The sequence below is a fragment of the Agrobacterium sp. SOY23 genome, from assembly GCF_027212525.1.
GTDB lineage: Bacteria > Pseudomonadota > Alphaproteobacteria > Rhizobiales > Rhizobiaceae > Agrobacterium > Agrobacterium tumefaciens_I.
On the sequence record NZ_JAPWDT010000007.1, the window covers coordinates 38990 to 63375 of the forward strand.

Below are 24386 nucleotides of genomic sequence, written 5' to 3' on the forward strand. Positions count from 1 at the left end.
GCCGACATGACTGATATCGAGGGCCCCGGATGGCGACATTCGCGGGGCCTCGATCCTGTCCCGCTATTCCTTGATGAGCCCGTTGTCTATCGCATAGCGAATGAGACCGGCGGTCGTTGCAATATCCAGTTTCCGCTTGATGTTCTTGCGGTGGGTTTCCATCGTGCGCTCGGCGATATCGAGGGCGAGAGCAGCATCGCGGTTGCTTTTTCCCCTTGCAATCAAAAGCAGAACGTCCTGCTCGCGGGTGGTCAGCTCCTTCAGCCTGCCGGTGGAACTCTCCATCAGCACGTCCCGAACGCCTGAGGAGAAATAGGTGCCGCCGGCCGCAACGGTATCGATTGCCGCCACTATTTCCTCGGTGGCCACATCTTTCAGAATGTAACCGGCGGCACCATACATCACCGATGTCGAGATATATTCCCGGCTGTCATGCATCGACAGCATCAGCACCCGCGCGGAAAGCTGTCTTTCCTTGAACAGCTCCAGGGCATCGATGCCATTGATCTGGGGCATGTTGATATCCATCAGCACGACATGGGGTCGTGTGGCGACAGCCGCCTCGATACCCGCCATGGCAGAGACAGCAGTTCCAACGACAGCGATATGTTCGTAGGTTTCAAGTACTGCCTTCAACCCGTCGAGGACGAGAGGATGGTTGTCGACTAGAAGGACGCGGATGGGATGAACGGTCACTCCGCAGCCTCCTGCAAACGATGGCCACGATCCTTCATGGCGGTCATGGGAAGAACCGCTCGCAGAACGGTTCCCTTGGCAGAGCTTTCCACATCAAGCCTGCCTCCAAAATGGGTCATGCGCTCCTGCATGTTTCTAAGGCCAAGGCCCTTGTTGGCTGACATCTCGTTCTCTGTCCGGGTGGCCGGAAATCCCCGGCCATTGTCGCGAACTTCCATCTGCACCCGTTCGTCGCGGCTTGAGAACCTGACGGTGACCCGCGTCGCATCGGAATGACGCTCGATATTGGTGAGCGCCTCCTGTGCGACACGATAAAGCGCGACACGGGCCTCCGGAACGAGCATATGCTTGAAGGCCACCGATTCCAGTGTCGCCGCAATGCCGGTGCGTTCGGAAAAGCTTGAAATCAGGGCTTCCAAAGCGGCGGTCAGTCCCAGGTCGTCAAGGACGCGGGGACGCAGATCGTGCGAGATACGACGGACCTCCTTGATCGCCTCGGTCAATGCTGCCGCACCTTTGCCGATCGCCTCGACAGCACCGACATTATCCGGCGTCACCTTGCGCCGCGCGAGGTCGATTGCGAAGCGCACGCCGACGAGATTTTGAGAAATACCGTCATGCAATTCCCGGGCAATGCGCAGGCGCTCCTCTTCCTGCGTATCAATGACCCGCTGCATCAGTTCCTTCAGCCGTCCATCCGCCATCCTCTGCTGGCGCAGATTGAGCAGCATGCAGGTGGCAAACACCAACAGCACGGCAGGAACTGCAAACAGCGCGACGATCAGAAAATTCCATGTGATGGAGCGGCGCAATTCTTCCTTGGCCGCCGCCGTTGCTGCAAAAACGTCATCCAGATAGACACCCGTGCCGATCATCCATCGCCACTTGTCGAGGCCGGCCGCAAACGAAAGCTTGTCGGCCATCTTCCGGGTTGAGGGTTTCTCCCACTTGTACTGGACAAGGCCGCCACCTTCTTTCGCCTTGAGGATCAGGTCATAGATGACGCGGTTGCCATCTGGATCATAAAGATCCAGCCAGTTATTGCCCGGACGGAAATTTTGCCGCGGATGAACGACGTTCAACCCGTCATAATCATAGACGAAGAAATAACCGTCCGTGCCATAATCGAGGTCCATCAGAATGCGCTTGACCTCTTCCTTCGCGGCTTCGTCGTCCGGCCCGGCCTTGTCATAAACCGAACGGATAGCGGAAAGGGCGAGATTGGTGAGGTTGAGGAGTTCCGCCTCCTTTGCGGCAAGCATGTTTCGCTCGAATGCGTCGATGCTGGTGCGCGCCAGCGTCATTGACTGCCAGGTGATGAGCGCCGTAATGATGATGATGGCAAGAACAAGGGGCCCGATGGCCAATGCAAGGATCTGGTTCCTGAGTCTCATGCGGCCCCTCCGACACATTCGCTCTCACTTATTCTCAACTAACAACACTTCATACGGCAAGTCGAGCATGATGGCACATGATCCAGTCGGAAATACAGGGGATTCGGGGAATCCGTGCCGCGAGGAAAAGTAGAGTTTCGGACTGACTTCGGCTTAGTTGGCTACAACAGGAGACACCCTGCCGAGACGGCCGCACCGGAACCACAACAGGTACAGTTGACGCAGCATGCACCTTTTCTCCAGAAGAGAACCCTGCTGACATTGCGGACACGGATCTTCGATCCCAAAATCTTCGGCTTGCTGCGAAGCCATGACTGGATCGGCGGTTGGACCTTGGCATTGCAAGGTATTCAACGTGCTGCCTTGTCAGTCCACGATGGCGGTAACCCAAACTGGGAGGCCGCAAAATCCTTAAGTCCCGGTGCACGGCCGAATTTTTCACCAGCGCGATATTCGGGCTTGCCACAGAGACTGGATTTCAGCTTCGGAGACGAAGGGGTTTTCGCCGTAACGAGCATCTTGGGTAAATAAGCATCACCAATCTGCGAAATGCGGGGACTTGTCGTCAAGGTATTTGCACCTTTTGCCACACCATCGCGCCAAGTCGCCTGCCCTCCGTACATCCTGGCAGACTGATCCAGTTCCAATCTATTTCCGTCAGTAAATTGAATATCGGCCTTCTTATTAAGCGTTGTTTTCCCGTAATAGGGCTCGGGACTTTCTATCTCATTGGGTGTCTCGGGAGAGGCGGTGATGAGATCGCTGGAGGCAGCGCCGTCACCTGGGCGCCATCGGGGCCGACCGTATCGCCAGGACATTGCGAAGATAATACGGCCCGCGCAGAAGCAGGCTCTTGATCGGCTCGAGCGCATCCGCCGCTTCTTGCCATCGAACACAGACCTCATGTCGCAGGCAACTTTGAACCAGGTCGCACGCATTCTCAACGACCAACCCAGAAAGTGTCTCGGCTACAGGACGCCGGCCGAAGCGTTCATGGCTCATTTACAGGAGGAGACCTGATCCCCTACCCTGCAAAACCGGCATGATGCACTTGGGGAAGATTCTCCAATCTGCAAATTCGCATATTCGGCCGACGGCCATGCGATCAAGGTGTGACAGCATCGACGATGCCAATGTAATTTGGATTGGTAAATATGCTGTTCATCTTGCCTTCTGGAGGCACTTGACGAAGTCGATGAAGGCACGCAGCGGCGCAGGCACCAGCCGGCGACCCGGATAATAAAGGTAAGGACCCGGGAAGCTCAACCACCAGGGCTCCAGCAGGGGTTCGAGGGCGCTACTCGCGAAGTGCGGCCTCAGCCAGTCTTCGAAGAGATAGATGATGCCTGTGCCTGCAATGGCTGCGCTGACGCCGAGATCAGTCCCTCCCCCCGATTGCACCAGGAGTTGGCCCGGTGGTTCAATGATCACCGTCTCGCCATCGCGCTCAAATTCCCAAGGGGAAACGGCCCGACCAGCAAACCGCCCCCGGATGCAGCTATGCGACAACAGGTCTCGCGGATGCGCGGGTCTTCCCCTTGCCGTAAGGTAATCCGGCGCGACACCAAGAGCAAAGCGCTGTGTGCGCGGGCCGATGGGTATAGCAATCATGTCCTGCTCGAGCCGGTCGTCGTAGCGGATGCCTGCATCGCATCCGGCTGCGATGATATCGACGAAACTCTCATCGGTCACGATCTCCAGCCGAATATCGGGATAGGCCGCAAGAAAGGGGGCGACGATGCGCGGCAGCACCAGACGCGCGGCACTTACCGGAACGTTGAGTTTCAGCGAGCCTGCCAGTCGGTCGTGACGGCTGCTCGCCTGGTCGAGAGCGGACAGTATTTCTGCGAAAGCCGGGTCTATGCGCTTGATCAGTTCGCCACCAGCTTCAGTCGGAAGAACGCTGCGTGTGGTGCGGTTCAGGAGACGAACGCCGAGTTCAGTCTCAAGCCGCTTGATCGCATCGCTCAGAGCCGACGAGCTTATTCCGCTTTCGCGGGCCGCCTGACGAAATCCGCGGGCGCGGGCCACTGCGAGGAAGGCGCTGACATCGTTCATGTCCGGCATTCGAAAGTCCCTGCTGTACCTGGATTGTCCGCAAAGGCGGACAGGTTGTCCGGATTGTGGCTGATTGTGACCTTTATAGCATCAGACTATTTTCTGCCCACGCAACAGGAAATCTCAGCGCCGAGCTGGTGTTGGATCCACTGGCCCGCCGGGATGGGCGGCAGAAGCCGGGCGCGAAGATCGTCTGAACTGCTGCGTACCGGCATCAAAGGCAGCCAAAATTATATAGCGGCTCGGAAAGCAAAAACCAAAGTCCAGAGCCGGTGCGATTTGTACCGGTTGACAATGATTTAAGAGTAACCACCACAAGGAATACATATGTCTACGACAATATCAGCCCTCGGCGGCACTTTTACGCTTCCTGGAACAACAGTGAACCTCAAGCGGATCGGATATGGCGCCATGCAGTTGCCAGGTCCTCATGTATGGGGTCCGCCCCGTAACAAGCAAGCAGCGCTTGCGGTTCTACGGGAGACAGTAAAACAGGGGGCTAATCATATTGACACCGCTCATTTCTACGGCCCTCAGGTTGCCAACGATCTTATCCGTGAAGCGCTTTCCCCTTACTCAAAAGATCTCGTGATCGTGACGAAAATCGGGTACGTCCGAGGCGACGACGGCTCCTGGGCTTTGGATATATCCAAGGAAGGACTTACGACGGCTGTACATCAAAACCTCACCAGCCTTAACGTAGAAGCTTTGGATACCGTGAACTTGCGCGTTGGAGGACCTGCTGGCCCCAGCGAAGGTTCTATAGCTGAGCCGCTGTCAACTCTTGTAGAGCTTCAGAAAATGGGCCTCGTTCGCCACATTGGGCTGAGTAATGTTACTCAAGACCAATATCGAGAAGCGTCCTCGATCGCCAAGATCGTCTGCATCCAGAACCAATACAATCTCGTCCATCGAGAGGACGATGCATTTATCGATGTTCTCGCAGCTGACGGAGTGGCTTATGTGCCATTCTTCCCTCTTGGAGGCTTCACACCTGTCCAGTCGTCCGCTTTATCGGGTGTTGCGAATGCTATCGGCGCGACCACCAAACAAGTCGCTCTCGCATGGCTTCTGCAGCGCTCGCCAAATATCTTGGTGATCGCGGGAACCTCGTCAGTTGATCACCTTCGCGAGAATTTCAAGGCTGGCGATCTTGTGCTGCAACCGGAACACTTGACCATCCTGGATTCAATCGCCACGAAAACCGGTGCGTCATGAGATTGCGTGCAGATTTTCCGCCTTTAGTCGCCATGGTTCAGGGTAGACACAGCGCTTCTACAGCGCAGTCGTGTGTCCGGCCTTTGATGCAGCTATCTACCGACTGCCGGCCTTGAGGGGTTAAAGGGGAAGTGGAGGTCCTGTGGTGTGACAGGTCAAACTCCGCAAGACGCGGTTCGCGTGTCGTTCCGCACGTCAAGCGACAAGCCCACTCGTGTGGAGAAATGAACGCCACAGTTTGTCACGACATTCTCGTTAACGGATTTGTCGATTGCCACTGACAGGTGGGAAGAGCATTCCAACCCGTCAGTGGGAACCAACACCTGCAGCTCACGACCTGTGGTCCAAAAGGTAACGGTACAAAACGATTTTCCAGAAGGAAAAATCACCGATTCGCAGCCTACCCACTATGGGAGGAAATGACGCACAATGTTGCGCCAGGATCACGATCAGAGCTGCCGGCATTCCCAAATCGTGGCAATCAAAGCTATAGAGTTCAGCATCCCAATACCCAGGATATCTGTTATTCCGCTCAGCTGTGCCAGCAAATCCGTCAGTATCCGCCCGTCAGAAAAATGTTCTCCCCGGTCATGAAACTGCAGGCCTGGGACGACAGGAATATGGCGGCACCCACCATTTCTTCCGGCTGCCCGGCACGGCCCATCCAGTTCAGTGTCTGGACATAGTCTGCCCAGCCTTCGGGATCCCCATCACGACGGTGGACATTGCGGTCGGTGTCTATGAGGCCGGGAGCGAGCGTGTTAAGCAACACATTGTCGCGCGCGTAATCCCGCGCCTGACTCTGGATCAGATTATGCTGCGCAGCCTTGGTTGCGGCATAGGCGGTGACGATGCCTTTGGGCCGCAACTGATTGACCGAGCCGATGGAAACCACCCTGCCCCACTTGCGGGCCGCCATGCGCGGCAGGGCCGCCTGCAGCATATCCACCGTCGAGCCCAGATTGACCGCCAGCTGAAACGCCAGATCGTCACGCGTAAGTTCCGACAGCACGGCATTGATCTGCGCGCTTGCATTGATGACAAGAATATCGACCGGTGCGACCGCCTCCGCCCGTTCGATGAGGTCACGGCCGGCACCGGGCTCGGAAAGATCGCCCGCCAGTTCCTGCGCCGTGCCGCCACTTGCGACGATCCGGTGCTGCACGGCTGCGGCAGCACCCGGCTTCACGCCATGCAGGATGACATGGGCGCCCGCGCCCGCCAGCCCCTCGGCAATGGCGGCGCCTATGCCACGGCTGGAACCGGTGACGAGCGCCGTGCGGCCCTTCAATCCAAAGAGGCTTTCGAGACGCATCCTTTATCCTTCAAACAGCGAGATGCGCGCGCCGGCAATTCCCGGGCGGCAGGAAAACAGGCCGCCGGAGAGCGGCGCGTCGGCGAGTGTGGATGCCGGCAGGCGCGTACGGGCGCTGGTGATGAACAGCGTCGACAGGTCCGGCCCGCCAAAGGCGATGCTGGAGGGGCGCGGCACCGGCATGTCGATCACCTGGTCCAGCTTGCCGTTCGGAAGATAACGGCGCACGCACCAGCCATCCCAGATGGCGCACCAGACCCCGCCTTCGGCGTCCACAGCCAGACCATCCGGCCGGCCATCGGCCACCGGAATGCGGGCAAATTCACGGCGCTGCGACAGCGCACCCGTCGCCGGATCGCAATCATAGGCATGGATGAGGCCGGGCACGGTATCGACGAAATAGAAGGTCCTGCCATCGGGGCTCCAGCCGAGACCGTTTGAAACGATGATGCCGCCTTCCTTGCGCTCGGATGCGCCGTTGGCACTGATGCGATAAAGCGCACCTGTGGGCTTGGAGGCATCGATGCGCATCGAGCCGACCCAGATTGCGCCATCCGGTCCGCATTTGGCATCGTTCAGGCGGTTGTCGGCAATGTCAGCCTCCGGGCTGACGAAGGGGGTCAGCCGGCCGGAGGCGAAATCCAGCCATTCGACGCCATCCTGAGACGCCACAAGCAATCGCCCTCCGGTGACCGGAATGACGGCGCTGACCAGCTTGCCGGTTTCGCAGGTTTCGTTGCGGCCAGTGGCGTGATCGAAGCGGTGCACTGCCGGATGCAGGATATCCACCCAGTAGAGCGCGTTTTCCCCCTCGTGCCAGACCGGGCTTTCCCCCAGCTGCGCACCCCATGGCAGAATACAGCTGAGTTCGGCGCCGGGGCGGCCCGTTGCCGAACGCGGACGTGGCCGCGAGCTGATCGCCACGGCCCCGGCGGCACCGGTAATGCGGCGGGCGGCGGCAATCAATTCGCGCCCGGCGGGATGGATATTGGAGGAATCCAGCCGCGACGACGGCCCGAGCGCAACGAGCACACCCATCGGCGTATTGTCCCGGCCCATGACAGGGGCGGCGACCGAATTCACCCCCGGCAGATGCTCCTCATAGGAAATCGAATAACCCCGCGCCCGCGTCAGCGTCAGATCGGCCTGCAGCACATCGACGGTGGTAATGGTTTTGGGTGTTTGCAGATCGAGCGTCAGGCGATCCAGCAGGGCGCGGCCAACGGCGGGGTCCTGAAAGGCGAGCAGTGCCTTGCCGGGTGCCGTGCAATGCAGGGGAACGCGGCGTCCCACCTCGACGCGCACCGAAAGACCGTTCGGCGAACGCTCGGCGAGATATTGCGTCATGGTGCCGTCAAGCCGGCACAGCGCAACCGTCTCCCCCAGTTCAGCAGCCAGCCGCTCCAGTTCCGGCGTTGCCGCCGAGACGAGATCGAAGCTCTCCCAGACCTTATGGGACATTTCCAGAAAACGCTGGCCCAGGACATAGGTGCCACGGGCCTCATCCTGACGGACGAGGCCATAGGCGATAAGGGTACGCAGGATGCGCGCGAATGTCGGCTTCGGCAGGCCAGAGGCGCGCGACAGCTCGGCAAAACGTAGCGGTTCCGGCGCATCGGCGACCATGTCGAGCAGGGTCAGCCCCTTGGCCAGCGCCGCCGTGCCGCCCGGCGTCTCCGGTTTCATCGCCTCTGCTCCCTCGCGAGGCGCTGCCGCCTTGCGGCCGCCGCGTCTTCCAGCATCCGGTCCATCGTCCATTCCGCTTCAAACCCCAAAGTGTTTCTGATCCGCTTGTTGGACGTATGGTAATAAACGCCGTCGCCGGGAAAATCGACTGTCACGATGGGCAGGCCGGTCAGCGCCGCAATCTTCGGCAGAAGCGCGGCGAAATCGGTCGGTTCATCGGCGCCGAGATTGAAGGTGCCACCTGCCGCCTCAGGGTGATCGAGAGCGAGCAGAATGCCCGCCACCATGTCGCGCGTATCGGTGATATGCATACGGAACGGTCGGCCGTTTTGATTGCGCGCCAGAATGTGCGACGGCTCACCGATATCGCGGGACCGGAGCAATTCGGCGATGGCAGCGTTTCCGAAATTCTGCTGCTGGCGAATGCGCGGCCGCAGGAAAAACCGGGGACCGGAAAAGAAACTCTCCTCGTCCAGCAGTTCCGCCGCATCCTGCGTATGCGAAAACCGCAGGATCACCGTTTCCATGGTGCCGCTTCGCTGATGAAAGCGTACCAGCTCTTCACCCAGAAGCTTGGTCAGACCATAGGGCGAGTTGGGGCAAAGCGGATGGTCCTCGGTGACCGGCAGGAACTCCGGCCGGTTTTCCGGATAGACCTCACCCGAGGAGGCGAAAACGAACCGCCGCACGCCAGCCGCTGAAGCGGCATCCAGAAGCCGGCGCGTGCCCTCGACATTGACGGCGAACATGCGGTCGCGATCCGCCGGAGCCCATGACATGAAGGCACCCAGATGCAGGACGGCACTCACGCCCTTGATGGCCTCGGACAGTGCCTGCGTATCTTCCAGCGACCCGACGACTTCTTCGCCGCCGGTTCCCGATGGCCTGAGATCAAAACCGCGAACGGCGCGGCCCTGTGCGCGCAAGGCGGCGACAACGGCACGGCCGACACGACCTGCCGATCCGGTAACGAGGATCATAGCCGTGCTCCGGTCTTTGCATCGAAGAGATAAAGCTGGGCCGGATCGAAACCGAGCCGGAGCGCCTCATTGCCGGGAAGGCTGCCGGTATGCGAAACGCGGGCGATCAGCCCCTTGGACTTGCCCTCCTCGCCATCCGCGACCCTTGCGCCTTCTGCATCAAAATAGACGTATTTTTCCGATCCCAGGCTTTCCACCAGCGTCGGACGGACATCGAAGGTGACCGGCCCATCGCCCAGAACGAGATGTTCCGGCCGCAGACCGACGATCACGCTGCCCTGGCGGCCGACCGCGCCCGGCAGGGAGACCTGCTGCCCAAACAGGGTAACAGTGCCGTCACGCAGTTCCGCATTGAGGAAATTCATGCCCGGCGAACCGATGAAACCGGCAACGAAAAGATTGGCCGGATTGTTGAAAAGCTCGTCGGGTGCGGCGATCTGCTGGATAATGCCGCCCTGCATGATGACGACGCGGTCCGCCATCGTCATCGCCTCGACCTGATCATGTGTCACATAAACGGTGGTGACACCGATGCGCTTGTGTAATGCGCCGATTTCGGCACGCATGTGAACGCGGAGCTTGGCATCGAGATTGGACAGCGGCTCATCCATCAGGAAGGCCTGCGGCTGGCGCACGATAGCGCGGCCAAGCGCGACGCGCTGGCGCTGGCCGCCCGAGAGATCCCTGGGCTTGCGATCGAGATAGGGGGTCACTTCCAGAATGCGCGCCGCATCATCAACCCGGCGGTCGATCTCGGCCTTGTCGGTGCCGCGCATCTTCAGGCCAAAGCCGATATTCTGGCGAACGGTGAGGTGCGGATAAAGCGCATAGTTCTGAAACACCATGGCGATGTCGCGGTCACCCGGTGCGAGATCCGTCACTTCGTGGTCGCCGATGAAGATCTGGCCTTCGCTTGCCGGTTCGAGACCGGCGAGGATTTTCAGCATCGTCGACTTGCCGCAACCGGAAGGCCCGACCAGCACCACGAACTCGCCGTTCTCGATCTCAAGCGAAAAGGGCCTGAGCACGTTGAGCGCGCCATATGACTTGCTGACGTTGCGAATGGAAATATTGGCCATGCTTATTTCTCCGCGCCAGCGGTGAGGCCGCCGACCAAATAACGTTCCAGGAACAGGTAGATTGCGATGATCGGCAGCGCGATGAACACGGATGCGGCGGAAATGTCGTTCCAGTAGGTGACATATTCGCCCTGCATCGTGGTGATGCCGAGATTGGCCGTCCAGTTGTCCGGCGAGTTGACGAGGAAGGTGCGCGCATAGGCATAGTCTGCCCAGCTGAGCACGAAGGCATAAAGTGCGGTGGCGGCAAGCCCCGGCGTGGCGATGGGAAGCACGACGCGCACCATCGCGCCGACCGGCGAGCAGCCATCGACCATGGCAGCCTGTTCCAGTTCCTTCGGAATGGTGTCGAAATAGCCTTTCAGCATCCACGTGGCGAAAGGAATGATCATTGTCGAATGCGCCAGAACCAGCGTCCACAGGCTGCCGATCAGGCCGAAGCTGGAAAAGATCGAAAACAGCGGAATGACGAGCAGCGTCGCGGGCAGCATCTTCGCCGTCAGGACGAAGAGACCCATGGTCGCGCCACCTCGCATGGAATAACGCGACAGTGCATAACCGGCGCTGACCGAGACCAGCATCGACAACGCCACCGAGCCGATAGCCGCCAGCATCGAATTCCAAAGCCACAGCAGGATCGGTTTTGCCGCCCAGACCCGGGCAAAGATGTCCCACTGCGGATCGTCCGGCCAGAAGGTCGGCGGCAGGCGGTACAGCTCATCGGTGGTGGAAAGTGCTGTGACCAGCAGCCAGTAGACCGGGAACAGGATCATCACCAGCGTGAAGATCACAGTCGCGTAAAGGGCAAGGCTCTGCAAAAATGTCCGTTTCATCAAAGCCTCCTCAATAGATCGATTTCGAACGCCGGCCGAGCATCAGGAGGCTCGCGACGATACAGATCACCAGCGTCAGCACGCCGACGGCGGCGGCACGACCGAAATTGTGATACTGGAAAGCCTGGTCGTAGGTCATGATCGACAGCGTCTGGGTTGAACGCAGCGGCCCGCCGCCGGTCAGAACCTTGATGATGGAAAAGTCGCGGAATACCCAAAGCAGCGTCAGCACCAGCGTCACGCCAAGTACCGGCATCAAAAGCGGCATGGTGATCCAGCGGAAACGCTGCCACACACTCGCGCCATCCACCTTGGCCGCCGCATAATAATCAGCGGGGATGGACTGCAGGCCGGCCAGACACATGATCGAGACGAAAGGAAAACCCTTCCACACCATGGTGATCGCCACTGCCCAGAATGCGGCCGTGGAACTGCTGACCCACGGGATCATCTGGTCGGTGAAACCGAGCTTGATCGCCAGCCAGCCAAACAGGCCGAAGGAGGTGTCGAACATCCACGCAAAGATGACGACCGCGATGATTTCCGGCACCGCCCAGGGCAGCGCCATTCCCAGCCGCGCGACGGTGCGGCCCTTGAAACGGTTATTGGCGAGAAGCGCCGTGCCGAGGCCAACCGCGACGCTGCCGGCGGTAACGACGATGACCAGTTTCAGCGTTACCCAGCAGGCCAGCCAGAATTCCGGCGACGAGAACAGCCAGGTGTAATTGCTCAGCGAAAACGGCCGGCTGGCGCCGCCAAGCCTTGGTATCTTGACCTGCTGGAACGACAGGTCAACGGCCAGCACGAGCGGCCAGACGATGATGGCGGCAACCATCAGGACCGCGGGCGCGATCAGAATATAGCCGAGGAGATGTTGCCGGCTGGGACGCGCAAGATCGAAGAACTTGCGACGCCCAGCCCGAACGGGTTCGGTCATGGATGGTCCTCCTGCCGGATGCGAATGATGGCCATGGCCCTTTACGGGCCATGGCAGGACAACGGGATCAACCCTTGATGGCTTCGGCCTTTGCCTGCATGGTTTTCGCCGCCTCCGCCGGATCGAGATCCTGAATGATCATCCGCTGGCTTTCCTCCATCACCATCTTGCTGAACTCGTTGTAGAAAAGCTCAAGCCCGGTCGGAATGCGGTCGATACCGGCTTCAGACGCGGCCTTCATCGTTTCGATCAGCACCGGGAAATGCGGGATGGTCTTTTCAACACCCGAGACATCCGCCTTCGGGCTTGGCGGGGTGTTGCCGCCAAGGGTGGCGTAGCTGCGCTGGAATTCCGGCGTCATCGTCAGCTTGATGAAATCCCAGACGAGCGCCTTCTGGTCGTCGGGAATATCGGCCGGCATGGCGAGCACGTTGGAGGACCCGCCAAGCGGCGGATGAAGCGGCGGCGCGACATAAACGATGTCACTCTTGGCCGAACCCTTTTCAGTCGTGCCATAAAGCCACGGTCCATCGAGCCGCATGGCCATCTTGCCATCGGCAAACAGCTTGCGCACGTCGCTGGCGCTCATGTCGACCGGGCTGATGCCGCTCTTCATCACGGTTTTCCAGCGTGAAAGGCCCTCGACCATCTGTGGCGTGTCGATGGTGATGTTGCCGTCCTTGTCGGTCCAGTAGGCACCGGCATCGATGATGTAGTTCAGCATTTCCGTCAGATATTGCCCCGGACCGCCCTTGGTTTCGTGGCCGGTGCCGAACTGGTCGATAATGCCGTCGCCGTTCAGATCCTTGGTCGTGGCTTTTGCAGCGGCCAGAAACTCGTCATAGTTCTTCGGAACCGCAACGCCGGCTTCTTTCAGCAGCTTCTTGTTATAGGCCATGACGAAACCGAAATAGTTGGTCATGATGCAGACGGTTTCACCGTTCCACTCGCATTTCTGCTGGCCGGCCCAGCCGGTCATGTCGATGCCGTCCTTCTTCAGCCAGGGGTCAAGCGGTTCCAGCCAGCCGTTATCGGCAAACATCTGGAATTCGAAGGACGCCAGATGCACGATCTGCGGCGGCTGGTTGGCGGCAAAAAGCGTGGTCATCGTATCCGCGTAGGAACTGCGCTCCGCCTTGGTGAATTCGATCTTCACGCCCGGATGCTGTTTCTCGAAGGCGGCGATGGCGGAATGCCACCATTCGCCCGTTCCGGCATCGTCGGTCTGCCAGGAAATGAACTTCAGCACGGTATCGGCCATCGCGGGCGCTACAACGCCCATGGTCATCAAAACGGCGGTCGCGGTGCCCAGCGCCAGCTTTTTCATTCTTTTGGTCATGGTTTCCTCCTCCAAAAAACCAAATCAGATACGTTCAATCAGACCGAGCGCCGCCTCCGACGGTCTTACCCCAAGTCCCGGTCCTGACGGCAGGTGATACCTGCCTTCTCGGCAATCCATGTCGCCTTCCAGCAGGCGGCGGTTCGGCTCGAAGATCGAGTGCTGGAATTCGTGCCCCTTCAGCATCGACAATGTCGACGATGCCTGCAGGCTGGCGGCAAGGAATATGCCTGCGCCAACGGTGGCGTGCGGGATCACGTCAATGCCGTGCGCGGCGGCAAGAGCGCCAATGCGGATGAAATTGGTGATGCCTTTATGGCCCATTTCCGGCTGCACGATTGCGATGCGGCAGCGTTCGATGCGGGCGCGCATATCCCAATGGGTGCGCCATTCCTCGCCGACGGCAATCGGTACGTCGGTATTCTTCGAGACCTTCTCCAGACCGGCAATGTCCTCCGTCCAGACGGGCGCCTCGGCGAACCACGGGTCGAAAGGCTGCATTTCGGCAATCAGTTCCAGCGCCCGTTCCGGCGTCTGGTTCCAGTGCATGTCGGCGGCGATCTTCGCCTGCGGGCCAAGCACCTGCCGGAGATTGGCAATTTCCGCCGCCGGGCCGTCATCAGCCACCGGTGTTGCAAATTTGAAGGCGTTGAAACCGCGATCCTGCCAGTATTTTGCCAGTTCCCCGCGCGCCTTCAGTGTTTTTTCAGGCAGGCCGGAAACATAGGCGGGAAAGGTATCTACCCCGCCGCCGAGAAGGTCGCGAACCGATTTTCCGGCTTCCTGCCCGGCAATATCCCAGAGCGCGATATCGAGCGCGGCAAGCGCATCGACGTAAAGGCCGCCGGTATAACCGCGCACCCGCATCATGTCGTAAAGGTCGTCATAGATCGCCGAAGGATCGGACGCATCGCGACCGATCACGAAACCGGCGAGAAGATCATTGATGAGGGCGGCAACTGCGCCGGGGGCGACGATGCCATAGGTCTCACCCCAGCCGACAATGCCGGTCCCGGTGGTCATACGCACCAGCACACTGCGGTCAAAGGTGGGGTAAACCGTGCGATTGCCCTTGCGCACGATGTAGCCGTTGGGATTGACCACCTCGCCTTCCCTGAGCGCGCCAAGATAGGGTACCTTGCGCGGCTGGGTCAGCGTGAAGACTTCGACGGTTGCGATGGGGCTGTTCATGCGGCCTCCGCGGCAACAAGGCCAAGTTCGACCAGATTGGCGTCAATATCGGCAATGGCCGCCGCATCAAGCTCGGGTGTCGGCGCACGCACAGCGACGCCTTCGATCACGCCGCGACGGGCGAGTACATATTTGGTCAGTCGCATGCGATAGACCGCCTGCAGCACCAGAAGCGGCAGGGTGCGGACATAAATCCGGCGGGCCTCTTCCTGGCGCCCTCCAACAAGCGCCCGGTCGATGGCCACATGTTCCTCGGCGATCTCCAGCGCCGGCATGGCTGCCGTCGCACCACGGGCATATTCGTCAAGAATGTAACGGGCGCCGCCACCGCCGATGACGCCCTTCAGGGTCGAAGGCGCATGGGCGATGATGTGGCTGATGGCCGGGCCGGCAGGAAGCGTTTCTTCCTTGATGTAGGTCACCTGCGGCAAGGCGCGCACGATCTCCACGATCGCCTGCGGCGAAAGGTCGGAGCCGCGCGGCGCAGGCGCATTCTGCAGGATGATTTCAACCTCGGGCAGCGCCTCGACGATCCGGCCGAGGAACTCGATCAGCGCCGGCGCATCCGTGCCGACCGATTTGGGCGGCTGCACCATCAGGTGGCGAATGCCAAGCGCCGATGCCGCCCGCCCATGCTCGACCACGTCACGCCAGTCGGCTGCACTGGCTCCCGCCACGACCGGCACCCGACCGGCCACCGCGTCCACGACGATCTTCAGCAGCGTTGCGCGCTCGGTGGCATTCAAAGTCTCCACCTCGCTGGCGAAACCGGGAAACACGACACCATCCACGCCCTTGTCGAGCGCAAAGATCACCAGCCGCTCCATACCCGCTTCGTCAATGCCGCCGTCAGCCAGAAACGGTGTGGGCAGAACAGGCAAAATCCCCTTGAGGCCAGCCACCATCTTTTTCCTCCCAATTAAGTATCATATTGTGATACCTTGAATTCACTAATTGACACTACATAGACTCCCGCCCTATGACAAGCCCCAAGATGAAATGAACGAGGAGGTTCAAGACATGGCAGCACCGGCGACATCGATCATTGTCGATTGGGGAACGACATCACTGAGGGCAGCGCTCGTTGGTGAAGGCGGCAAAGAGCTCGATCATCTCGAAACCGCAGATGGTATTTCGAGCCTTGGCAAGGGCGAGCATGAGGCGACGTTGATGGCTGCACTCACCCCCTGGTTCTCGTGCCACGGGGCCTTGCCCGTCGCCGCACTCGGCATGATCACCAGCCGCAACGGCTGGGTCGAAGTCGCTTATGTGCCTTGCCCGGCAGGCCCGGCGGAACTTGCCGCCGGCACGGTGCGCAGGTCGCTGCCGAACGGCTCCGATCTCGTCTTCCTGCCGGGCCTCAACGACCCCGCCCGCCAGCCCTTTCCGGACGTGATGCGCGGCGAAGAAACACAGATCGTCGGCCACGGCCTCGGCGAAGACGCCACCCTCATCATTCCCGGAACCCACAGCAAATGGGCGCGGGTGAAGGCGGGGCGGATCGACGGTTTCCAGACGTTCGTGACCGGTGAAATCTTCAACCTGCTCATCAATCATTCCTTCATCGCGCGCGGTTCCACGCAGCCGCCAGTCGATGATCCGGAGGCCTATCGCTGGGGTCTGAAAGAGGCAAAACGATCCGCCGCCATGTCGTCTCTGCTGTTTTCGGCGCGAACCGGAGGGCTTGCCGGCCGGCTTTCGCCGGACCAACTGCGCTCCTATGTGCGGGGACTGGTCATCGGACAGGAATTTAGGCAGGCCCGTGAGGCGGCATGGTATGCGGAAGGAGACGAGGCAGCCGTCGTCGGCAATGACGGGCTGAACGAGCTTTACCTGGTTGCTGCGGATGTGTTCGGTCTCAAGACATCCATGGGGATGGATGACGCCCTGACAAAAGGGGCCCTGGCTGTCCTGCGGCAAACGCTTTCGTAACCTCTGCCGATCGCGGGATGCCGAAATGGCGGCATCCGGCTTTCAGACCACATGTTTTTAGGACCGTCATGTACGACTTCCCAGTCAATATCGGCACCAGCCGTCACGAAAACGATATCATTACCATTCTGACCCGCCTTCAGCGCATCGGCCTTCCAGACAATCCGATCGCCTTTTATGGCTCATCCTCGTTTCGAATCTGGAGCTCCGTCGCCGAGGATCTCGGCTCACTGGATATAGTCAATCTGGGATTTGGCGGCGGCACTTACCTCTCAGCCAGCCACTACCTGCACCAGCTCCTGGCTCCCTTGAAGCCAGGCCGAGTGGTGCTTTATTTCGGCGAAAACGATATTGCCAGCGATGGCCTCAAGGCTCAAACGACGCTTCGGCACCTGCAGGATTTACGGGATCGCATCTGTCGAGCGCTACCGCGGGCGGACGTGTTTGTTCTGGCGATCAAGCACAGTCCGGCGCGCTGGATATACCGTCATGAATTCGATCTCTTCAACCGGACGGCGCGCGACTGGTGCAATGGCCGCGAACGCACAACATGGCTTGATCCGAACGCCGGCCTCATTGGTGAGAACAGCCTGCCGATGTTCCGTTATTATCTACCCGATCTGGTTCACCTGAATGCAGCTGGCTATGCGGTCTGGTCGGAGGCGTTCAGAAAAACGTCGGGCCTGCTGAACTGAGGTTATGGCCTGTTCTTCATAGACGGCAGCGCTGACTTTTTCCGCCCGAGGCGGAGCCCAAGCGCAAGGGTGCGTCTATGGACATGGCATTCGTCACCCGGCATGGGTCGACGCGACTGACCAATATCGGAGACCATTCTCCGCTCGTACGACCCGGGGGATGCCGTGGCATTCGCTTTTCGCGACCACGAAGATCCGGGCCGAGGACGCAAACCGGCACCAGATAACTGAGCGGACTCGTGTAAAACCGTGACCTCAAATGCGGTTCTGCTGCGGCCATCGCTGCAATGCTTCATATCCGGCCGGGGTCAGATTGTAGACTCCTCGGTCGAGCCGTTCAAACCAGCCATAGACATTCGCAAGCAGTATCTTCCCGGCATCCGGAATACTGGACCTGACCTGACGCACACGCATCGGCCCTGACGACAGCGCCAAAGCGCAGCCAAGCGCCTGCTGGCGGTACGCGGTCATGATCGGCGCGCGGGTGCTCCCGCCTGCTGTTGGATCGCCGCGTCGTTTCTGGTGTTCACGCATGAGCCGCGACCGCCGTTTCGGATTGGTTCTTGGCATCGGTGATATGGATCCAACGATAATGCTCACGTCGCCGGTATCGGAAATGCCGAACATGCCGATCCCGAGCCTGCGGCAGAGATCGCGGTAGCGTCTGTCGGCCTCGCGGCCTTTACCCTTGGCGGAGATCCGCGCCGCGATCCACACTTCATCTGCGATGGTCGCGCGATCGACAGCCTGCAAAATGAGTTCCAGATTGAAGCTCAGTTTCAGCTCGCAAATCACGACAACAGGCGGATCGTTATCACTCAAACCGACGAGGTCACAGCCGCCGACTTCGCCCTTGACGGTGTAACCCGCCTTTTCAAGAAAGCCTTTGATTGGCAGATAAAGCGACGTTTCCATGTGCCTGCGGGATTCTCGTGAGTATCAACCCTGAATACATTGATCCACCCGCGCAGAGCAACCTTTATGGCTGTCGCCGCGCGGTTTCGGATCGTCCGCAACAAGGCCGTCGCCGACCGGCCTAATGGAATTGTGCTGATCTCCCTATTCGGTGAACGCTTCCTCCCGTTTGCGGCTGATGCTCGGCGACGGCACGAACGCGAGCACGGCAAGGGCCAGGATCAACAGTGACAGGCTAAGCGGGCTGCGCAGAAAGATCGCCGGATCACCTTGGCTGATCAGCATCGCGCGCCGCAGATTTTCCTCCAGCATTGGCCCCAAAATGAAGCCGAGCAGCAACGGCGCCGGTTCGAAACGCGTCTTGCTCAACGCAAAACCGACAATATTGAAACCTGCCATGACGAAGACGTCGAAACACTGTTGTTGATGCCGTAGGCGCCGATGCGCCAGAAGCCGATGCATCGAACGGCAGGATCAGGCGCGAGGGGTTCCATTTGGAGTCCCGCCCCTCGCACACCTGATATTGACGGCCGCCTGAGAGCAGCCTTTTTTCATGCGGAACACACGAACGGGGCCAGTCGGTCCCGCGCACCCTTCAGGCCGCTACGCTTAAGGCTCCTGCGGCTGGCCTGTCTTCGCTCTTTGCGTGTCGAGAAATCCCGAAATCCCGTCCTGCGGCCGGCGCTTCTCTAATCGGAGGGGCAACGTCTAGATCTTTCCCGTTTATCCATAGACAACGGAGAGCATCGTCCGCTCACGGCCCATTCCGGACAAAATCGCTTACTCCAACAATCCGCCTGCCAAACCAGCCGCCTCCTGCTGGACCACGTTGCCATCGATACCGAGACGTTTGGGCAATAGAACAGCGATCGCGATGGCGCATACCGATGTTATCGCGGCAAGCCACCAGCACAGAATCGTGAATGCGGCCTGATAAGCATCCTGCAGAGTGCTGGCGCTTATTTCCGGAGATAAAACACCTGCCGAAACCAGGTCACCGACGGCTAATCGCTGTCCTATATCATTTAACACCGAGGGCGAGAGCCCCGTCGCTTGACCAAGCTCTGCCGCGACCAGGCCGGACAACGCCGCGCTAACAATCGCAAGAGCGATACCCTCTCCGGCAACCCGCACGGTGCTGAATATCCCGGTTGCCATTCCGGCACGCTCCACGGGTACGACACTGACTGACAAGCCATCCATCAGTCCCCACGGCAGTCCAGCACCGATGCCGACCATAATCATTGGCAGGACAAGCAGACTCCCATCGTTTCCGTCGATGTCGGCGAGCCAGACAAGGCCAGCAGCGGCGATCAGGAGACCGGCGGCAGAAAGGATGCCGGGTGATATCTGGCGAGCCAATATTGTTGCTATGAAAGGCATAATCAACATCGGGGCTGACAAACCAAGCATCAGGAGGCCCGCCGTGATCACGTCGTACTTTTCAATGCCGATCAGGCGCAGCGGGATAATGACAAGCAGAACGACGAAACAAGCGCAGGTGGCGACGGGCAACAGTTGCACGCCGATAAACCGCCGATAACGAAAAAGTGACAAGTCAAGCATCGGCCGAGGGATCCGGATCTCGACGAGGATAAATGCTGCAAGCGAGATGGTGAATCCCAAGCTCAAAATCACAAAGTCGGCCGCGTTGAGGGAAGGTAATTCTATCATCGCGATGGTGAACAGCGTCAGCATCAGGGTAAAGCAGGCCGTGCCCATCCAGTCGAGGCGTGTCGCTTCGGGGTCGACCGTTTCGCGCATACGCGGCGGCCCGAGCACAAGCGCCAAGAGACCGACCAGTCCTGTGACGAGAAATATCGAGCGCCATCCCACGGTCTCGATCAAGACCCCCGTGATGAGTGGACCCAATGCAAGACCGACCCCGAACGTTGTTCCAAGTAGACCAAAGGCTCGTGTTCTGGCGTGGCCGTCGAACTCCTGGGCAAGCGCGGCAGTCCCGCCTGCCAAGGCTGCGGCTGCGCCTACACCCTGGCACGCGCGTAGCGTATCGATGAGCCAGACCGCATTCGCCAACCCCAGGGCACATGAGAATCCAACGAAGAGCCACAAGCCGGTCAGAAAGACACGGCGTCTTCCAAATTTGTCAGCCAGAGCGCCTGCGGCCATGAGCAGACTTCCGAACGTCAACATGAAAGCGTTCGTGATCCAGATCAAAGCTTCCGGTGAGCCGCCGAGGTCTTGCGCGATTGCGGGTGTGGCGACTGCGCCAGCGGAGAAGCTGAGAGGCAACGTCAACGCCGCCAGGCAAACAGCCGCTAGTACCGAGTGGCGGGCGGCCGATGATTTTCGAGATATATCCCTCATGGAAGCTCCAGTGCAGAAAAATGCCGTCGCGGTGATCTCGCACCGTGATGACGAGCTTGCAGCAAAAGAGTAGGGGTCGATAATTCCTCTTTTTGTCGTTTCATTATGGACTGGAATTCTCTAATCTCAGGGAATGGATAAATTGAGCGAAATCGACGCTTTCGTCCGGGTGGCGGAACGCCTGAACTTTGCCAAGGCTGGCCAGAGTCTCGGGCTATCCCCGTCTGCGGTTGGAAAAAGCGTTGCCCGACTGGAAGCCTCCCTGAATGTGCGGTTGTTTCACAGAACCACGCGGCAGGTCTCCCTGACGGAAGAAGGCGCGATGCTGTTCGAGCGCTATCGAACCATACTGGCTGACCTGCGCGACACGCATGAAGCGGTCAAGGCCGATCGCGATCCGCCGAGTGGCAGCTTGCATGTGACACTGCCTACAATCGGCTACCGCTTTCTCCTGCCAATTCTTCCCGAGTTTCGAAAACGCTATCCACGGATCGATCTGGAGCTCGATTTTAACGACAGGCAGGTCAATCTGATTGAAGGCGGATTTGATGCGGCCATTCGCAGCGGTGACCTGCGCGATTCCAGCCTGATGGCGAGACGGCTCGGGCCATTTCGCTTCGTGGTCTGCGGATCGCCGGATTACTTCAGGCGAATGGGGAGGCCTCTGTATCCCGACGACCTGCGAAAACACGAGGCGTTACGTTTTCGGTTTCCGACATCGGGCAAGTTCCAGGAATGGCGTCTCAAAGACGGAAGCAATCACCTACAGACCATGGTGGTCTCTCTAACGTGCGGGAATATGGAGGCGATCAGGGCCGCCGCGATCGATGGCCTCGGTCTCGCATATATGCCTGAATTCCTCGCTGCCGACGCCATTCGCGACGGCCTACTGGAACCGGTACTGAGCGAAAGCCTCGCAGCGCCCGGTCACTTCTCAATACTTTGGCCATCGGCACGGTTCCTTGCGCCGAGGCTACGCGTCTTCATCGATTTTCTGGCTGAGAAGCTGTTTCCGGAAGGCTAACTCATGACGGCAATCGCCATGTCTCCTATCGGCGCATTCCGGTCGATCAGGAGGATTTCACTGATACTCGCAGATAAGAAGCTGTATGATTACAAGGAAATCGATTCCGCTTAATCAAGCTGATCGATAATGTCCGCCGTTCTGGATGAACCGATCGGCCGGTTTTCCGTGCAATTCAGTTTGGGTAAACAGTCGATCTGCATTCATGTTTTCACCTGCCTTCTCAATTGTTCCGGATCATTTTCCTGAGCCACTTGTCCCAATCGTCGTTGCTCATTATTGACAGGGTCTTCGCGGCGTCCCGGTACCGATCTCATAGCAATCGTCGCAAGTAAGCATTGGAGCTGTTGCATGGCAATCTACAAGGGCGCGCTGGCGTTGCTGGGAAAGTCGGAAACCGACGCAGCGGTCGTGGACTACTTGAAGTCGCTGGGTACGCCACTCCCGCTCAAGCGGCCGCCACGCGGCGAGAAGGAAACGAACGTCGAGGTTCCCGGTCAACAGATTGAACTGCTCTTTACTCTCGGAAGCGAGTTGCCGAACGGCACGCGCTTTGCAGAAGGGGAGTTGGTTCTGCGTACATTCTTCGTTCTTCCGGAGGAAGCAGGAAGACCGATCGATGGAACGCCTTTCGATCTCGATATGACCATGACCCGGGAGCAGGCGCGAGCAAAGTTCGGCGAGCCGGAATGGAGCAGCGGTGGCAGTTTGAAAAACGATCGCTGGGTGCTTGGAGACAAGCGGATGCTTCTAAGTTTCACCTCGGACGAATGGCGCATCCGACAAGTGTCGGTGTCGCAATTGTTCGAGTGAGCGGATGTCCGAACACATCACTCATTGCAAGTCCGAGGTCCTGAGGGGCGTTGGAAATTGCACTTTCTTGCCTGAAGGGTCTGAAGGAGGGCGGGCCGCTGCTCCAGAGCTTTTCGCTGATCTGGAAGAATTATCCAGAACCGCGATCCACGACATCGTTGCGATAACCGTGCTACCGCTCTGGTCAGATACGTGAACGCCAATGGCAGAGAGGGTTTGGCGGTCGGCGGATGATCCGGGAAGCTGTGCAGGACAATCATCGGTTGACCATCGGCATCACCACCCGAAACGTGTGAAAGGTGCTGTGTGGCAGGTCGAAGGTGACGTGTTCGAACTCCATGTCAGTCCGTTCCAAGAGCAGTCGGGTGACAGATGCTGACGCTGGATTCGGTGGGCCTATTTTGGGACGCGTACATCTCCCCGGGGTGCAGGGCGGGGTCAGCCGGCCAGTCGGTTTTCCATGACACCATCCCGCAACCTTCAAAAGATGATGGCTCGCGGCAAGGAATCCGGTGCTGCTTTATCAGCAGGCCCCGCAGCCGTCGGCGGCGGAATAGTCAGAGCCAGCGGCGAACCTCGGCCTTGTAACGGCGGTAGTCGTCGCCGAACTTCTCTTCGAGATAGCGCTCCTCGCGGGCAATCACTTGCGTCTGGATCGCGATCAGCACCAACGGGAGCAAGCCGAAAGCGACCGGCCCGTCGAAGCCGATCGCAAGGCCCGCATAGACAAGTGCCATGCCGAGATACATGGGATTGCGGGTCCACCGATAAGGACCGCTCGTTGCGATAAGGATCGTTGGCTGCGACGGCCGAACGTTAGTGCCCAGCCGCCGGAACAGCCCCGCCGCCGCAAGCATCACCGTCGCGCCGGCAACAAACAGCAGCGCGCCTGCTGCGACAAGCAACCGCCAGTCGATGCCGAAAGAGCGCAAGGTTACGAACCGCTCCGCCGCCAGCCCCAGCAGCAGCGCTCCCAGATAGATGAAGGGCGGAGGGAAGCGCACACCCGCGCTGTCCGGTTCGACGGCCATACTCATCTCCAATCTTTCCTCAAACCAGCATCGACTGCTGGGCAAAAATGCCCGCCATCGCACCCTGCCATGATGCGGTGGTGACCGAGGGGATTCCAGGGTTGGCAAGGTCACCGGCGGCATAGATGCCAGGCATGCTGGTTTCGCGGCGCTCGTCGGTCTTGAGGGCGATGCCGGTTGGCGTGTTGACCGTGGCGAGGCCCAGTGCGTCATGCAGGCTTGCGGACGGCTTATTGCGCGGATGCGCGAACAGGATGTCGGCTGCGACATCGGGGCCGGTATCGAGCTTGATCGTGGCGCCATGGCTCCCGTGACGTGCGATTTCGGTAATCCGCCCATCAACGATTGGTACCTGGCGTTCCGCCAGATCGGCTCGTATGTCGGGGCTGATGCCGTGACCATTGCCGAAGACGGTCAACCTGTCGGTCCAATCGTGAAACAGCCTGACCTGATTCATCGACTGCGGGCCAGACCAGACGAGGCCCCAATGCTGGTCAGCAACCTCGAAACCATCGCAATACGGGCATGGGATAACGGACGTGCCCCAGTTTTCGGCAAAACCCGGAACATCAGGCATTTGGTCAACAACGCCATAGCTCAGGATCAGGCGGCGCGCGCTGAGGCTTTCGCCATCGCCAGTGATGACGGAGAAATTGTCGATGGTACCAGAGATGCTGTCGGCGCAGGCATTGACCATCCTGATAGCAGGGTAGCGCGCGAGTTGCTGCCGCGCCTCGGCTAGGATGGCGGACGGTGGCTTGTCATCGTGGCCGAGCATACCGTGCGAGCGGCCAGCGAAGCGGTTGCGCTGAAGACCGGTATCTAGAACGACGACTTTGCGGCGGGCACGGCCAAGCTGGAGAGCGGCGGCGAGACCGGCAAAGCTCCCGCCGATGATGATGACGTCGTTCATTGTGATGGG

General features: G+C 59.5%; 23 protein-coding genes and 1 pseudogene. 6 read left to right on the plus strand and 18 right to left on the minus strand.

Annotated features, from left to right (window positions below; translation table 11 throughout):
- Positions 1–63 precede the first annotated feature (63 nt).
- From O3S81_RS19415 to O3S81_RS26655, 3 genes are all read right to left on the minus strand, one after another.
- The gene (locus tag O3S81_RS19415; protein WP_269345824.1) at positions 64–696 is read right to left on the minus strand and encodes a response regulator; all 633 of its coding nucleotides are present in this window, start codon (positions 694–696) and stop codon (positions 64–66) included.
- Positions 693–2090, minus strand: a complete 1398-nt coding sequence (locus O3S81_RS19420; RefSeq protein ID WP_269345825.1) for a cache domain-containing protein — start codon at positions 2088–2090, stop codon at positions 693–695. The genes O3S81_RS19415 and O3S81_RS19420 overlap by 4 nt, the downstream gene beginning before the upstream one ends.
- Positions 2091–2440: 350 nt before the next feature.
- A complete protein-coding gene (locus tag O3S81_RS26655; RefSeq protein ID WP_442864955.1) occupies positions 2441–2737 on the minus strand; it encodes a hypothetical protein in 297 nt (98 codons plus the stop codon).
- 187 nt (positions 2738–2924) lie between these two features.
- On the opposite strand from O3S81_RS26655, the pseudogene O3S81_RS19430 reads away from it, so the two are divergent.
- Positions 2925–3110, plus strand: a pseudogene (locus tag O3S81_RS19430) (IS30 family transposase); the annotation flags it as partial.
- A 141-nt stretch (positions 3111–3251) separates the two neighbouring features.
- Here the strand turns inward: O3S81_RS19430 and O3S81_RS19435 are convergent.
- Positions 3252–4157: a LysR family transcriptional regulator gene (locus O3S81_RS19435; RefSeq protein ID WP_269345828.1), complete on the minus strand. Its 906-nt coding sequence runs from the start codon at positions 4155–4157 to the stop codon at positions 3252–3254.
- Positions 4158–4475: 318 nt separating this feature from the next.
- On the opposite strand from O3S81_RS19435, the gene O3S81_RS19440 reads away from it, so the two are divergent.
- Positions 4476–5366 carry an oxidoreductase gene (locus O3S81_RS19440; RefSeq protein WP_269345829.1) on the plus strand — a complete coding sequence of 297 codons (891 nt, stop codon included), beginning with the start codon at positions 4476–4478 and terminating at the stop codon, positions 5364–5366.
- Positions 5367–5919: 553 nt separating this feature from the next.
- On the opposite strand, the gene O3S81_RS19445 is transcribed toward O3S81_RS19440, so the two are convergent.
- The 9 genes from O3S81_RS19445 to O3S81_RS19485 all read right to left on the minus strand — a co-directional run bounded on the left by O3S81_RS19445 (position 5920) and on the right by O3S81_RS19485 (position 15631).
- On the minus strand, positions 5920–6681 hold the full coding sequence (locus O3S81_RS19445) for an SDR family NAD(P)-dependent oxidoreductase (RefSeq protein ID WP_269345830.1): 762 nt from the start codon (positions 6679–6681) through the stop codon (positions 5920–5922).
- A 3-nt stretch (positions 6682–6684) separates the two neighbouring features.
- Positions 6685–8367 (minus strand): SMP-30/gluconolactonase/LRE family protein, encoded by a 1683-nt coding sequence (locus O3S81_RS19450; RefSeq protein WP_269345832.1) that lies wholly within the window; start codon positions 8365–8367, stop codon positions 6685–6687.
- Positions 8364–9347 (minus strand): NAD-dependent epimerase/dehydratase family protein, encoded by a 984-nt coding sequence (locus O3S81_RS19455; protein ID WP_269345834.1) that lies wholly within the window; start codon positions 9345–9347, stop codon positions 8364–8366. The genes O3S81_RS19450 and O3S81_RS19455 overlap by 4 nt, the downstream gene beginning before the upstream one ends.
- The gene (locus tag O3S81_RS19460; protein ID WP_269345836.1) at positions 9344–10426 is read right to left on the minus strand and encodes an ABC transporter ATP-binding protein; all 1083 of its coding nucleotides are present in this window, start codon (positions 10424–10426) and stop codon (positions 9344–9346) included. Before O3S81_RS19460 ends, O3S81_RS19455 begins: the two co-directional genes overlap by 4 nt.
- A 2-nt stretch (positions 10427–10428) precedes the next feature.
- Positions 10429–11259, minus strand: coding sequence for a carbohydrate ABC transporter permease (locus O3S81_RS19465; RefSeq protein WP_269345837.1), 831 nt, complete (start codon positions 11257–11259; stop codon positions 10429–10431).
- Positions 11260–11269: 10 nt separating this feature from the next.
- Positions 11270–12196 (minus strand): carbohydrate ABC transporter permease, encoded by a 927-nt coding sequence (locus O3S81_RS19470; protein ID WP_269345839.1) that lies wholly within the window; start codon positions 12194–12196, stop codon positions 11270–11272.
- 67 nt (positions 12197–12263) lie between these two features.
- Complete coding sequence (locus tag O3S81_RS19475; RefSeq protein ID WP_269345840.1) at positions 12264–13535, minus strand: ABC transporter substrate-binding protein; 1272 nt, start codon at positions 13533–13535, stop codon at positions 12264–12266.
- A 24-nt stretch (positions 13536–13559) separates the two neighbouring features.
- Positions 13560–14726 carry a mandelate racemase/muconate lactonizing enzyme family protein gene (locus O3S81_RS19480; RefSeq protein WP_269345841.1) on the minus strand — a complete coding sequence of 389 codons (1167 nt, stop codon included), beginning with the start codon at positions 14724–14726 and terminating at the stop codon, positions 13560–13562.
- Positions 14723–15631 (minus strand): dihydrodipicolinate synthase family protein, encoded by a 909-nt coding sequence (locus O3S81_RS19485; RefSeq protein WP_269345842.1) that lies wholly within the window; start codon positions 15629–15631, stop codon positions 14723–14725. The genes O3S81_RS19480 and O3S81_RS19485 overlap by 4 nt, the downstream gene beginning before the upstream one ends.
- 115 nt (positions 15632–15746) lie before the next feature.
- Between O3S81_RS19485 and O3S81_RS19490 the strand changes: the two genes are divergently transcribed.
- Together O3S81_RS19490 and O3S81_RS19495 are read left to right on the plus strand one after the other, a co-directional pair.
- Positions 15747–16658, plus strand: coding sequence for a 2-dehydro-3-deoxygalactonokinase (locus O3S81_RS19490; protein WP_269345843.1), 912 nt, complete (start codon positions 15747–15749; stop codon positions 16656–16658).
- 68 nt (positions 16659–16726) lie between these two features.
- Positions 16727–17353, plus strand: coding sequence for a GDSL-type esterase/lipase family protein (locus O3S81_RS19495; protein WP_269346306.1), 627 nt, complete (start codon positions 16727–16729; stop codon positions 17351–17353).
- Positions 17354–17608: 255 nt separating this feature from the next.
- On the opposite strand, the gene O3S81_RS19500 is transcribed toward O3S81_RS19495, so the two are convergent.
- The 3 genes from O3S81_RS19500 to O3S81_RS19510 form a co-directional block, all read right to left on the minus strand.
- Positions 17609–18268 carry a DUF2161 domain-containing phosphodiesterase gene (locus tag O3S81_RS19500; protein ID WP_269345845.1) on the minus strand — a complete coding sequence of 220 codons (660 nt, stop codon included), beginning with the start codon at positions 18266–18268 and terminating at the stop codon, positions 17609–17611.
- A 144-nt stretch (positions 18269–18412) separates the two neighbouring features.
- A complete protein-coding gene (locus O3S81_RS19505; RefSeq protein ID WP_269345847.1) occupies positions 18413–18667 on the minus strand; it encodes a hypothetical protein in 255 nt (84 codons plus the stop codon).
- A gap of 381 nt (positions 18668–19048) precedes the next feature.
- Positions 19049–20596 (minus strand): MFS transporter, encoded by a 1548-nt coding sequence (locus O3S81_RS19510; protein ID WP_269345848.1) that lies wholly within the window; start codon positions 20594–20596, stop codon positions 19049–19051.
- A gap of 133 nt (positions 20597–20729) precedes the next feature.
- On the opposite strand from O3S81_RS19510, the gene O3S81_RS19515 reads away from it, so the two are divergent.
- Together O3S81_RS19515 and O3S81_RS19520 are read left to right on the plus strand one after the other, a co-directional pair.
- Positions 20730–21620 carry a LysR family transcriptional regulator gene (locus O3S81_RS19515; protein WP_269345851.1) on the plus strand — a complete coding sequence of 297 codons (891 nt, stop codon included), beginning with the start codon at positions 20730–20732 and terminating at the stop codon, positions 21618–21620.
- A gap of 351 nt (positions 21621–21971) precedes the next feature.
- The gene (locus O3S81_RS19520; RefSeq protein WP_269345853.1) at positions 21972–22433 is read left to right on the plus strand and encodes a hypothetical protein; all 462 of its coding nucleotides are present in this window, start codon (positions 21972–21974) and stop codon (positions 22431–22433) included.
- 557 nt (positions 22434–22990) lie between these two features.
- Here the strand turns inward: O3S81_RS19520 and O3S81_RS19525 are convergent.
- Positions 22991–23464 (minus strand): methyltransferase family protein, encoded by a 474-nt coding sequence (locus O3S81_RS19525; RefSeq protein ID WP_269345854.1) that lies wholly within the window; start codon positions 23462–23464, stop codon positions 22991–22993.
- Positions 23465–23483: 19 nt separating this feature from the next.
- Positions 23484–24377: an NAD(P)/FAD-dependent oxidoreductase gene (locus O3S81_RS19530; protein WP_269345856.1), complete on the minus strand. Its 894-nt coding sequence runs from the start codon at positions 24375–24377 to the stop codon at positions 23484–23486.
- Positions 24378–24386: the final 9 nt, after the last annotated feature.

Coding starts and splice junctions, on each gene's coding strand:
- O3S81_RS19480 (WP_269345841.1), bottom strand. CDS start 14,726: ATGAACAGCCCCATCGCAACCGTCGAAGTCTTCACGCTGACCCAGCCG.
- O3S81_RS19495 (WP_269346306.1), top strand. CDS start 16,727: ATGTACGACTTCCCAGTCAATATCGGCACCAGCCGTCACGAAAACGAT.
- O3S81_RS19530 (WP_269345856.1), bottom strand. CDS start 24,377: ATGAACGACGTCATCATCATCGGCGGGAGCTTTGCCGGTCTCGCCGCC.
- O3S81_RS19445 (WP_269345830.1), bottom strand. CDS start 6,681: ATGCGTCTCGAAAGCCTCTTTGGATTGAAGGGCCGCACGGCGCTCGTC.
- O3S81_RS19500 (WP_269345845.1), bottom strand. CDS start 18,268: ATGGAAACGTCGCTTTATCTGCCAATCAAAGGCTTTCTTGAAAAGGCG.
- O3S81_RS19470 (WP_269345839.1), bottom strand. CDS start 12,196: ATGACCGAACCCGTTCGGGCTGGGCGTCGCAAGTTCTTCGATCTTGCG.
- O3S81_RS19515 (WP_269345851.1), top strand. CDS start 20,730: ATGGATAAATTGAGCGAAATCGACGCTTTCGTCCGGGTGGCGGAACGC.
- O3S81_RS19475 (WP_269345840.1), bottom strand. CDS start 13,535: ATGACCAAAAGAATGAAAAAGCTGGCGCTGGGCACCGCGACCGCCGTT.
- O3S81_RS19490 (WP_269345843.1), top strand. CDS start 15,747: ATGGCAGCACCGGCGACATCGATCATTGTCGATTGGGGAACGACATCA.
- O3S81_RS19440 (WP_269345829.1), top strand. CDS start 4,476: ATGTCTACGACAATATCAGCCCTCGGCGGCACTTTTACGCTTCCTGGA.
- O3S81_RS19455 (WP_269345834.1), bottom strand. CDS start 9,347: ATGATCCTCGTTACCGGATCGGCAGGTCGTGTCGGCCGTGCCGTTGTC.
- O3S81_RS19505 (WP_269345847.1), bottom strand. CDS start 18,667: ATGGCAGGTTTCAATATTGTCGGTTTTGCGTTGAGCAAGACGCGTTTC.
- O3S81_RS19525 (WP_269345854.1), bottom strand. CDS start 23,464: ATGGCCGTCGAACCGGACAGCGCGGGTGTGCGCTTCCCTCCGCCCTTC.
- O3S81_RS19435 (WP_269345828.1), bottom strand. CDS start 4,157: ATGCCGGACATGAACGATGTCAGCGCCTTCCTCGCAGTGGCCCGCGCC.
- O3S81_RS19485 (WP_269345842.1), bottom strand. CDS start 15,631: ATGGTGGCTGGCCTCAAGGGGATTTTGCCTGTTCTGCCCACACCGTTT.
- O3S81_RS19510 (WP_269345848.1), bottom strand. CDS start 20,596: ATGAGGGATATATCTCGAAAATCATCGGCCGCCCGCCACTCGGTACTA.
- O3S81_RS19450 (WP_269345832.1), bottom strand. CDS start 8,367: ATGAAACCGGAGACGCCGGGCGGCACGGCGGCGCTGGCCAAGGGGCTG.
- O3S81_RS19460 (WP_269345836.1), bottom strand. CDS start 10,426: ATGGCCAATATTTCCATTCGCAACGTCAGCAAGTCATATGGCGCGCTC.
- O3S81_RS19520 (WP_269345853.1), top strand. CDS start 21,972: ATGGCAATCTACAAGGGCGCGCTGGCGTTGCTGGGAAAGTCGGAAACC.
- O3S81_RS19420 (WP_269345825.1), bottom strand. CDS start 2,090: ATGAGACTCAGGAACCAGATCCTTGCATTGGCCATCGGGCCCCTTGTT.
- O3S81_RS19465 (WP_269345837.1), bottom strand. CDS start 11,259: ATGAAACGGACATTTTTGCAGAGCCTTGCCCTTTACGCGACTGTGATC.